The sequence below is a fragment of the Streptococcus sp. NLN64 genome (genome assembly GCF_015831295.1).
Taxonomy (GTDB): domain Bacteria; phylum Bacillota; class Bacilli; order Lactobacillales; family Streptococcaceae; genus Streptococcus.
In genome coordinates, this window is sequence record NZ_JADXDQ010000057.1 from 1 (window position 1) to 10,340 (window position 10,340).

9 protein-coding genes and 1 pseudogene are annotated in these 10,340 nt (G+C 41.5%); 6 read left to right on the forward strand and 4 right to left on the reverse strand.

The window, feature by feature from the left end:
- Positions 1-133: 133 nt before the first annotated feature.
- Complete coding sequence (locus tag I2503_RS07835) at positions 134-328, forward strand: type II toxin-antitoxin system YafQ family toxin (protein ID WP_210766826.1); 195 nt, start codon at positions 134-136, stop codon at positions 326-328.
- A 64-nt stretch (positions 329-392) separates the two neighbouring features.
- On the opposite strand, the gene I2503_RS07840 is transcribed toward I2503_RS07835, so the two are convergent.
- Together I2503_RS07840 and I2503_RS07845 are read right to left on the reverse strand one after the other, a co-directional pair.
- Entirely contained in the window at positions 393-1,940 is a 1,548-nt protein-coding gene (locus I2503_RS07840; protein ID WP_196967588.1) for a peptide chain release factor 3, read from the reverse strand.
- Between the two features lie 103 nt (positions 1,941-2,043).
- A complete protein-coding gene (locus I2503_RS07845) occupies positions 2,044-2,751 on the reverse strand; it encodes a glucosamine-6-phosphate deaminase (protein ID WP_196967596.1) in 708 nt (235 codons plus the stop codon).
- A 132-nt stretch (positions 2,752-2,883) separates the two neighbouring features.
- Here I2503_RS07845 and I2503_RS07850 point away from each other — a divergent pair, with 132 nt between their 5' ends.
- Both I2503_RS07850 and queA read left to right on the forward strand, forming a co-directional pair.
- Positions 2,884-3,063, forward strand: a complete 180-nt coding sequence (locus I2503_RS07850) for a hypothetical protein (protein ID WP_196967589.1) — start codon at positions 2,884-2,886, stop codon at positions 3,061-3,063.
- Positions 3,064-3,072: 9 nt separating this feature from the next.
- A complete protein-coding gene (queA, locus tag I2503_RS07855) occupies positions 3,073-4,101 on the forward strand; it encodes a tRNA preQ1(34) S-adenosylmethionine ribosyltransferase-isomerase QueA (protein ID WP_196967590.1) in 1,029 nt (342 codons plus the stop codon).
- 177 nt (positions 4,102-4,278) lie between these two features.
- Here the strand turns inward: queA and tnpA are convergent, their stop codons facing one another.
- On the reverse strand, positions 4,279-4,752 hold the full coding sequence (tnpA, locus tag I2503_RS07860) for an IS200/IS605 family transposase (protein ID WP_196967591.1): 474 nt from the start codon (positions 4,750-4,752) through the stop codon (positions 4,279-4,281).
- A 920-nt stretch (positions 4,753-5,672) separates the two neighbouring features.
- Between tnpA and I2503_RS07865 the strand changes: the two are divergent.
- Positions 5,673-5,747, forward strand: a pseudogene (locus tag I2503_RS07865) (S-adenosylmethionine:tRNA ribosyltransferase-isomerase); the annotation flags it as partial.
- 70 nt (positions 5,748-5,817) lie between these two features.
- On the opposite strand, the gene I2503_RS07870 reads toward I2503_RS07865, so the two are convergent.
- The gene (locus tag I2503_RS07870) at positions 5,818-6,363 is read right to left on the reverse strand and encodes a TetR/AcrR family transcriptional regulator (protein ID WP_196967592.1); all 546 of its coding nucleotides are present in this window, start codon (positions 6,361-6,363) and stop codon (positions 5,818-5,820) included.
- A gap of 120 nt (positions 6,364-6,483) precedes the next feature.
- Here I2503_RS07870 and I2503_RS07875 point away from each other — a divergent pair, with 120 nt between their 5' ends.
- Together I2503_RS07875 and I2503_RS07880 are read left to right on the forward strand one after the other, a co-directional pair.
- Positions 6,484-7,185: an ABC transporter ATP-binding protein gene (locus I2503_RS07875; RefSeq protein ID WP_196967593.1), complete on the forward strand. Its 702-nt coding sequence runs from the start codon at positions 6,484-6,486 to the stop codon at positions 7,183-7,185.
- A gap of 12 nt (positions 7,186-7,197) precedes the next feature.
- Positions 7,198-9,984, forward strand: coding sequence for an ABC transporter permease (locus I2503_RS07880; RefSeq protein WP_196967594.1), 2,787 nt, complete (start codon positions 7,198-7,200; stop codon positions 9,982-9,984).
- The last annotated feature ends 356 nt before the right edge of the window (positions 9,985-10,340 follow it).

Consider the following 10,340-nt stretch of genomic DNA (forward strand, 5'->3'; position numbering starts at 1 on the left):
AAGCAGCAAGAGCATTAGGGATGCGGCAACATCCTTAAGACATTTTTAAATATGTTCGCCTTAAGTATAACACAGATAGTGTTTTTTTGCGCTTTTTTACTGTGTTATTTTCAAATAAAAGACTATACTTAAATTGGAAGCAGTTTTAAGTAAACTCCAGCAAGAAATAGAACTAGATAAAAAATATCTCGACCATCCTCTAAAGGGAAATTATCAGGGTTTTAGAGAATGTCATATTGAACCCGATTGGCTCCTCATCTATGCAATTGATAGAGGACACCTCATTTTAACTGCAACACGAACAGGTAACCATTCCGATTTATTTTGATTTCGAAAAAACACTTCAAGGCTTTGAGCGCTTGAAGTGTTTTGTGTCTATAGTTTCTTATATCCTACATCTTCTCTTCTAGTTCTACATCTGGATACTTATCTGCGAACCAGCGTAGGGCGAAGTCGTTTTCAAAGAGGAATACGGGCTGTTCGAAGCGGTCCTTAGCCAGAATATTCCGGCTGGAGCTCATGCGTTCGTCCAGATCCTCTGGTTTGATCCAACGGACGGTTTTTTTACCCATTGGGGACATGACAACTTCCGCATTGTATTCATTTTCCATCCGGTGTTTGAAAACTTCAAATTGCAGTTGGCCGACTGCCCCTAGCATATACTCACCGGTTTGATAGTTGGTGTAGAGCTGGATGGCCCCTTCTTGCACTAGTTGCTCAATTCCCTTATGGAAGGACTTCTGCTTCATGACATTTTTAGCAGAAACTTTCATGAAGATTTCCGGTGTAAAGGTTGGGAGGGGTTCAAATTCAAACTTGTTTTTCCCAACGGTCAAGGTATCCCCCACCTGATACGTACCAGTATCGTAGACCCCGATAATGTCCCCTGCCACAGCATTTTCAACTGTTTCACGAGACTCTGCCATAAACTGGGTAACATTGGACAGTTTCGCCCCTTTTCCAGTTCGTGGTAGGGTAACGGCCATACCACGTTCGAACTCCCCTGATACAATACGCACAAAGGCAATTCGATCACGGTGCCGCGGATCCATATTGGCCTGAATTTTGAAGACAAATCCTGAGAAATCTGGCGCATCCGGTTGGATCAACTCACCTTCGGTCGTCTGATGGCCATGTGGTTCTGGGGCAAATTCAAGGAAAGTTTCCAAGAAGGTTTGGACCCCAAAATTCGTAAGTGCTGATCCGAAAAAGACTGGGGTCAGGTCCCCGGCCAAGATAGCTTCCTCAGAAAAAGGATTTCCAGCTTCACTGAGCAACTCCACATCTTCTAGCACCTGTTGGTAGAAAGGATTGTTCCCCAACCCGTGACTCTCAGCTTGCTCAAATTCGATAAAACGCTGTTCCCCTTTATACAACTCAATCCGCTTATGGTGAAGGTCGTAGAGCCCTTCAAAACTTTTTCCCATCCCAATCGGCCAATTCATTGGATAAGAAGCAATTCCCAAAACTTCCTCCAACTCCTCCAGCAAATCGAGGGGCTCACGACCATCTCGGTCCAACTTGTTAATAAAGGTGAAAACAGGAATATTGCGGTGTTTCACAACCTCAAAAAGTTTCTTGGTTTGAGCTTCAATCCCCTTGGCGGAATCGACCACCATAACAGCTGCGTCCACTGCCATCAAGGTCCGATAGGTATCTTCAGAGAAGTCCTCGTGTCCCGGGGTATCTAGGATATTAACCCGCTTGCCAAGATAGTCAAATTGCAAGACAGATGAGGTAACGGAGATTCCCCGTTGCTTCTCAATATCCATCCAGTCAGACTTGGCAAAATTTCCAGTCTTCTTCCCTTTTACGGTACCAGCCTCCCGAATCTCGCCTCCAAAATAGAGCAATTGCTCGGTAATGGTTGTTTTTCCCGCGTCCGGGTGACTGATAATGGCGAAGGTCCGTCGCCGCTTCATTTCATCAATACGTGACATCACTGTTTCCTTCCGATTTTTTCTGCCTTACTAGTATACCATGTTCCGCAAAAGTAGACAAAATAGAAAAGCCCTCCGATTGTGGCATCAGGAGGGCTGAGCATTAGTCTTCCAATGTGGAAAGGGCTGCGTCATCTGCAAAGATATAAACTTCTGGGTGGTTTTGTAAAATGCTGGCTGGTAATTCTTCTGTCACAGGACCATTCACGGCACCTGCAATCGCATCTGCCTTATCAGCACCGTAGGCAAAGAGAACAATGGTTTTAGCTTTCATAATATCGCTGATTCCCATCGAAATAGCCTTGGTTGGAACATCTTCAATCTTATCAAAGAAACGGGCATTGGCTTCAATTGTAGATTCTTGTAAGTCCACCACCTGTGTTTTTTGATCAAAGGAAGTGCCTGGCTCGTTAAACCCGATGTGACCATTTCGGCCAATCCCAAGGATTTGTAAATCAACTGGATGTTCTTCCAAGATTTCTTGGTAACGGGCTAATTCCACATCTAAGTCAGCAGCTTCCCCATTTGGTAAGTAATTCGCCTTAAATGGTTTTACTTGGAAGAGATTTTCTTCCATAAAATAACGATAGGATTGAGGATTATCTGCCGCTAGCCCAACATACTCATCCAAATTCACACTGGTTAAGTGAGAAAAATCAAGATCACTAGCCCGGACTGCCTCATAAAAACCGAGAGGGCTGCTGCCTGTTGCCAATCCTAGTGTTTGAGCACCTGCAGCAAGTTTCTCCTTCAAAATAGCAAGGGCCTCTTGCCCACCTTCTTCTTGACTTGCGACACGAACAACTTTAATCATGAGTCTTCCTCCTTGTGTTTTCCTAATCTTATTGTATGGTATAGACCAATTTTTGTCAACTGGTATAGACCGATTTTTTGAAATAATTTTCAGGTTACTTCTTCTCTAAAGCGTGCTATAATGATTCCTATGTTAGAACTTGTTGCTTATCTCTTTTTAGCAGGGATTCTGCTTTTTCTAGCCCTTTATTTTTGGGGCTACAAAATTAAGGCTTGGTTGGTTTTTCTCTTAAGCTTTCTAGCCTTTCTTTTGGTGAGCACACCTTTCCTGCTTCTGCTCTACTATTTCTTTTTATTTTATCAACTATAAGGATCCAATATGAAAACTAGTGATTTTGACTTTGAATTACCGGAAGAGCTGATTGCTCAGGTTCCACTCGAGGATCGCTCCTCCTCCCGCTTACTGGTCTTGGACCGGGAGAGTGGGGAGATGACGGACAGCCATTTTGACCATCTGATTGACTACCTGAATCCAGGCGATGCGCTCGTTCTCAACAACACGCGCGTGCTACCAGCTCGTCTCTATGGACAAAAAACAGAGACCGGTGGTCATGTGGAACTCCTGCTTTTGCAAAATACAGAAGGCGATCAATGGGAGGTTCTTGCCAAACCCGCCAAACGGCTAAAAGTTGGCGCTCAGATTGAATTTGGAGACGGCCGTCTTCAAGCTGAAGTGATCCAAGAATTAGAACATGGCGGTCGCATCATCCAATTCCAATATGAGGGAATCTTCTTGGAAATTCTGGAGAGCCTCGGCGAGATGCCCCTTCCTCCTTATATTCATGAAAAATTAGAAGACCGTGAACGCTACCAGACCGTCTATGCCAAAGAAAATGGCTCTGCCGCCGCCCCAACCGCGGGACTTCACTTTACACCAGAATTGTTGGAAGCCATCGCAGCTAAAGGTGTTCAAATCCACTACCTCACCCTCCATGTCGGACTAGGAACCTTCCGCCCCGTATCCGTGGATGATGTGGAAACCCACGATATGCATTCGGAATACTACACCATTTCAGACCAAACAGCTCAAGCCTTGAATCAGGTGAAAGAAGCCGGAAACCGAGTCGTCGCTGTCGGTACCACCACTATCCGAACCCTGGAAACCGTTGCCCGAGACAACCAAGGTAAACTCGTTGAAGCCAGTGGCTGGACCAACATCTTCATCAAACCTGGCTACCAGTGGCAAGTCGTAGACGCCTTCTCAACCAACTTCCACCTACCAAAATCAACCCTCGTCATGCTGGTCTCAGCCTTCGCTGGCCGCGAACAAACCCTAGCAGCCTACCACCACGCCATCCAAGAAAGCTACCGCTTCTTCAGCTTTGGTGATGCCATGTTTATTCATTGAGAATAGTGACAGCAAAATACCCCACTCTAAACAATTAATCAAAACCACCCGTGAGAACGGGTGGTTTGTTCTTCGGCTGAAAGCCTCTATTACCGGCCAAAGCCTAAAGGCTTGTCCGAAGGGTTTCCCTTATGCACCACTTACCCAGCTGACCCGGCTAGCGGGTCCCTTTCTATCTTACTTCCTTATATTTTTCTGACCCGTAAATGGATCGTACTCCTCGAATATGCTTAATTGGTCCGCTATCACGTCATCTTGTAATTGATTACGAATATATTCTTCTATTCGCTTCTGATTCCTACCAACTGTGTCTACGTAATATCCTCTACACCAAAATTTTCTATTGCCATATCGATATTTGAGATTTGCATGTCTATCAAATATCATTAAACTGCTCTTTCCTTTAAGATAGCCTATAAATGATGAAACACTTAATTTGGGTGGAATACTTACCAACATATGGATATGATCCTTACAGGCTTCTGCCTCATGAATTGTGACTCCTTTTCGTTCACATAATTCTCGTATTATTTGTCCAATACTTGCTTTGTATTTTCCATAAATAATTTGTCTACGATATTTCGGAGCAAAAACTATGTGATACTTACAATTCCATGTTGTATGTGCTAAACTATTATTATCCTGTTTCATCAGGGGGACTCCTTTCGTGTTATGATATGTGGTCGGGAAACCATATCTAATATAACACCTTAGGGAGTCTTTTTTAATACACCGCTTAAAGCTCTTTTGAACCACTAGCACAGCTAGTGGTTTTCAGATACCAAAAAAATAGCTTAGAATCAATGTGTTTAAGACACAATTCTAAGCTATTTTCTATTTTTAAGACTTGTTTCTAAACTCTGGGCTCTATGTGCCTTTTATATCACATCTGATGTGTCTGATAGATCTCCAGAGCAAATACTCCCCCAGTCTTCCGGGATACTTTACTTACTCATACTTCACTTGTTTATTATTCAAATCATTTCTCCGCAAGTACAAATACTAGTGTTAAGAATCATCCATAAATTTTTCAACTCGAAACACTATGCATATAATACTGGATTCTGGAATTTACTCCAAAACCCAAACTATTTAAAGAGTCTACAAACCTCTCTAACTATGGGAGTGACTCTCACTTCTGGTTTTATGATCTTTACACAAAATATGTATGTCTTTGCAGGTACAGAAAACGCCATTTATGAAGCACGAGCTTCCTTTATTGCATACATGCTTGCACCAATTCTTCTCATTCTTGCTAATACGATTTCTATTAGTATCATATCATCAAACCAAGATTTCAAAGAGATTATCCAACTTCAAATATTAGGAACATCAAAGCAACAGTTGCTAAAAATAAGGCTAACGGAGTCAATTTTTCACGCTTCTATCATTATCCTTGTTTCGACTATGTTTAATTTTATAATCATTTATTTTGTTCATTATATCGCTAAGCTGTTCGGGCAGGGAATCATTGCATATTCCGGTTTGTGGTTACCTAGCCTAACTATTCTTATTTCGATAATTGTATTTTACATGGTTATAAAAGGTATATTTATCATTAAAAATAAAATCTAGCAGCCTACCACCACGCCATCCAAGAAGGCTACCGCTTCTTCAGCTTTGGTGATGCCATGTTTATTCCTTAAGATAGAAATGCAAAAGCCACAAATCAAGCTTAGGCTGATTTGTGGCTTTTTATGCTAAAAAATCCAAGAATTACATCCATTCATCAAATTTAGAAACACGGAGAATCATATTCGTTACTTCTTCTATCTCTTCAGTAGCCCCGCCCTGTAACCACCGACTAATAATCGATTCAATACTAGCAGCAAGAATCCCCAGTGCATAATCTTGAGGGATGTCGTACATCTGTGTCACGCGCTTTTTACCATTTGGTGCCCAGTCCACTAAAACCAAAACAAATTCTTTCATTGTTTCTGAAAAATTGGCATAGCTAGATTGGGAAACAGCATAGAGAAAGGCAAAATCACTTTGGATGTATTCCAAAGCTTCTCGAATAATCTGCCGAGGCTTCTTGTCTCCGTCTGTCAGGATGACTTTTAAATCCCCTATTGTCTCCTCTTTTAATTGATCCATCAAATCAAATTTATCCAGATAATGCAGGTAAAAAGTTCCACGATTAATACCTGATTTTTTGCAAATTTTGCTAACGGAAATATCCTCAAAGCGTTCCTCATTCAATAAAAGGGTAAGTGCTTCTTTAATATAGCTCTTGGTTAAGGTCTGTCTTTTCTGAGTCATTCTATCTCCTTTCTTAAATCAACAAATTCGGCAAGATTGATGATTGTTTTCCTCATCATTCAACTATATACTAAAGTGGTAACTAAATCAACAATGTGTTTATTTAAGAAAGGAAACAAGATGTCTTATATTGAAATGAAACATAGTTTCAAACGTTACCAGGTTGGAGAATCCGAAATTGTCGCCAACAATGATATTAACTTTGAAATTGAAAAAGGAGAGTTAGTCATCATTCTTGGATCCTCAGGTGCTGGAAAATCGACCGTTCTTAACATCCTTGGTGGGATGGATACAAATGATGAAGGCCAGGTCATCATTGACGGGACAGATATCTCCAATCATAGTGCCCATCAACTCACAAAATACCGACGAGAGGATGTTGGTTTCGTCTTTCAATTCTATAACTTAGTTGCCAATCTGACAGCCAAAGAGAATGTGGAACTTGCATCAGAAATCGTGGAGGACGCTTTGGATCCAGTCCAGACTCTCAAGGATGTGGGCTTGGAGCATCGGATCCATAATTTTCCCGCACAGCTATCAGGTGGTGAACAACAGCGGGTGGCTATCGCACGTGCAGTTGCCAAAAACCCAAAAATCCTACTCTGTGATGAACCAACGGGTGCCCTTGACTACAAAACTGGTAAGCAAGTTTTGCAAATCTTACAAGACATGGCTCGAAAGAAAGGTTCGACCGTTATTATCGTCACCCATAATGGGGCTCTGGCTCCTATCGCAGATCGAGTGATCCGCATGCACGATGCCAAAGTTCAGTCGATTGAATTAAATCCTGAACCGCAATCCATCTCTGAATTAGAATACTAGAAGGAGCGTAGCATGGCTTCAAAAACTTATTGGAAAGATATCCGACAGTCCTTTAGTAGCTCAAAAGGACGTGTTCTATCCATTATCTCTCTCATGGCACTAGGGTCCTTTGCTCTGATTGGTCTAAAGGTGACACCTCCCAACATGCAATCTACAGGGGAACACTTTTTTAGACATCACCAGGTCGCTGATTTATATGTTTTCAGTAATTATGGCTTAGATAAAACGGATCAAGAATTATTAGACAGTCTTGAAAATCAAGCTGTTGTGGAATATGGCTATTTCAAAGATGTAGTCTTAAAGAACAGCACTGATGCCATTCGAATCTTCTCAACGCCCGATCAGTTATCCACTTATGATTTGGTTGAAGGGACTTTGCCCAGTGAATCGAACCAGATTGCCCTAACTGCAGCCCTACAAAATCGCTATAAAATCGGTGACACCATCACAATCGAGGAAAAAGAGGACTCAACTTCAAATAGCTTGAAGCACAAAACCTTCACCATCAGCGGTTTTGTCAATTCATCTGAACTCCTCTCACGTGTCAACATGGGTCAAAGCACAGCAGGCAGTGGAGAATTACGTGGCTATGCCGTGATACCTCCTCAAGCCTTTAACTCAGATGTCTACATGCTAGCTCGTATCGCCTATTCGGATTTATCCTCCTTAAGCCCTTACGATGATGCCTATCTAAATCAGGTTCATGATTATAAGGACGAAATTCAAAAATTGGTGGCCGATCAGCCAGATCAGCGTCTTGCGGAACTAAAAAAGGAAGGTCAAGCAAAAGTCAATCAGGGACAAACGCAAATTCAAGCGGCCAAAGCTCAACTCAAGGCAACTGAAAAGCAATTGCGAGATGCCGATACTGAGCTTGGGCAGAAGGAACAAGAATTGGCACTTGCCCAGAGTCAACGAGACCTTCTAAGTCCTGAGCAACTTTTGGCATTGGATGCAAAAAGCCAAGAATTAGATGCTGCAAAAAAAGAATTAGCCAGCAAACAGACTGCTTTTGAAAAAGAAAAACCAAAAGCAGAGTCAGACATCAAAACCAAGGAAGAAGAATTAGCTCAGGCTCAAGACAAGCTCGATAACTTAGCTAGTCCCACCTATGCTGTCTACACCCGACGGGAAATTCCCGGTTCTGAAGGCTATGTATCCTATGAAAATAATGCCTCCATTATCAATTCTGTTGGGAATATTTTTCCACTTGTGCTCTACTTCATTGCTGCCATGGTAACCTTTACAACGATGGCTCGCTTTGTTGATGAAGAGCGCTTAAAAATGGGAACCCTCCGAGCACTTGGATATGATAAAAAAGAAATCATCCGCAAATTTGTAATGTACGGTGCTGTCACTGGGATTTTAGGAACTGTCATTGGAACAATTTTGGGACATACCCTACTTCCGTCCATTATTTATTCTACTTACAGTCAAAAGATTGTCCTAGCACCTATGGAACTTCACTTTTACCCTGGAAAAACTCTTTTAGCACTATTACTGGGGCTCTTAAGTACTGTTCTTCCCGCCTATCTAGTCGCACGCAAAGCATTAACTGAGCAACCCGCTCAACTTCTCTTACCCAAACCGCCTGTTGCAGGAGAAAAGATCCTTTTGGAAAAAATCCAACCACTGTGGACTCGTTTGAGTTTTACTCAAAAGGTTACTGCTCGAAACATTTTCCGTTATAAGCAACGGATGTTCATGACTATTTTTGGAGTTTGCGGCTCCATTGCCTTGCTATTTGCTGGACTAGGAGTTCGCTCTTCGATTGCTGACCTAAACAATCGTCAGTTTACCGATTTGATTAAATACGACATGATTGTCGCTACTCAAGAAACGAATTCAACTCAAGAAGAGAGTGCTTTTGATAAACTCTTAAATGACAAAGCCATAAAAAGCTCCATGCCGGTTCATTATGAAAAAGTTACCAAGGTCGCAGGTGAGAAGCAAGACCAACAGTCCATCACCCTGTTAGCTGCAGACGATCAAAATAAGAAGGAATTCGAAAATTATATACACCTTGTGAATCGTCAAAGCCAAGAGTCATTAGAATTACCTTCTGAAGGTGCTCTCATTTCTGAAAAATTAGCTCAAATACTTGATTTGCAAGTTGGTGATTCCTTTACAGTCGAAACAGGTGATCAACAATCCATAACAATCAAAGTCTCCGGAATTATTGAGATGTACATGGGACACTTTATTTTCATGAATACAAACGCCTATGATCAGGCTTTTAAAACACCGGCACTCGAAAACGCTAGCTTAATTCGACTTCAAAACACAAGTAAAGAAGAAACGAATCGCATGGCAAATGAGTTTATGAAACTAGATAATGTGCAAGGTGTCGTACAAAATACAAGTCTAAAAGAACAAGTCACCACCATCGTTCAGTCCCTCAACCGCGTCATGATTGTTTTAATTGCCACGTCCGTACTTCTTGCGATCGTTATTCTATATAACTTGACCAATATCAATGTCGCCGAACGAATCCGTGAACTATCCACTATTAAAGTACTCGGATTTTATGACAAAGAAGTGACCCTCTACATTTATCGTGAATCTATCTATCTCTCTATTTTCGGAATTCTCTTAGGTTTCCTAATGGGAAGCTGGCTACATGCTTACATGATTCAGATGATTCCACCTGAATTCATCCTCTTTAACCCACATTTAGGAGCTATCATTTACATTATTCCTGCCTTCGTCATCATTACGATTCTCGTTCTCCTAGGTCTCATTGTAAATCAATGGCTCAAAAAAGTAGATATGTTAGAAGCACTAAAATCAGTTGAATAAACAGAAAAACTTGCTCCTAGCTTTGGGAGCAAGTTTTTGCCATTTTTATTGATGATTAAAAAAGTCAATACAGAACCATTGAAACATCAACCTATACTTTAGACCCGAATTATTCATACCCTGAATATCTTTGCGTAACTATCAAAAAAATCATCAGAAACAAGCAATAAACAATTGCAGTTCTGATGATTTTTATGAACGATCAAGCTTTTCTATAAATAAATATGGATCTGCTACCTTAGCACCCTAAAAAAGGGTAGACTCCGCCCTTGGTGCGACTCTCGATTTTTAAAAATGTATTCTATTTGATTCGGTATCCTAATTTCCTAACAAAGGGGGACTGGTATCCCTTACTG

What these genes read in the sequence shown, in the direction of transcription:
- queA (WP_196967590.1), top strand. Translation starts at nt 3,073, where the DNA reads ATGAAAACTAGTGATTTTGACTTTGAATTACCGGAAGAGCTGATTGCT.
- I2503_RS07875 (WP_196967593.1), top strand. Translation starts at nt 6,484, where the DNA reads ATGTCTTATATTGAAATGAAACATAGTTTCAAACGTTACCAGGTTGGA.
- I2503_RS07840 (WP_196967588.1), bottom strand. Translation starts at nt 1,940, where the DNA reads ATGTCACGTATTGATGAAATGAAGCGGCGACGGACCTTCGCCATTATC.
- I2503_RS07870 (WP_196967592.1), bottom strand. Translation starts at nt 6,363, where the DNA reads ATGACTCAGAAAAGACAGACCTTAACCAAGAGCTATATTAAAGAAGCA.
- tnpA (WP_196967591.1), bottom strand. Translation starts at nt 4,752, where the DNA reads ATGAAACAGGATAATAATAGTTTAGCACATACAACATGGAATTGTAAG.
- I2503_RS07850 (WP_196967589.1), top strand. Translation starts at nt 2,884, where the DNA reads ATGTTAGAACTTGTTGCTTATCTCTTTTTAGCAGGGATTCTGCTTTTT.
- I2503_RS07880 (WP_196967594.1), top strand. Translation starts at nt 7,198, where the DNA reads ATGGCTTCAAAAACTTATTGGAAAGATATCCGACAGTCCTTTAGTAGC.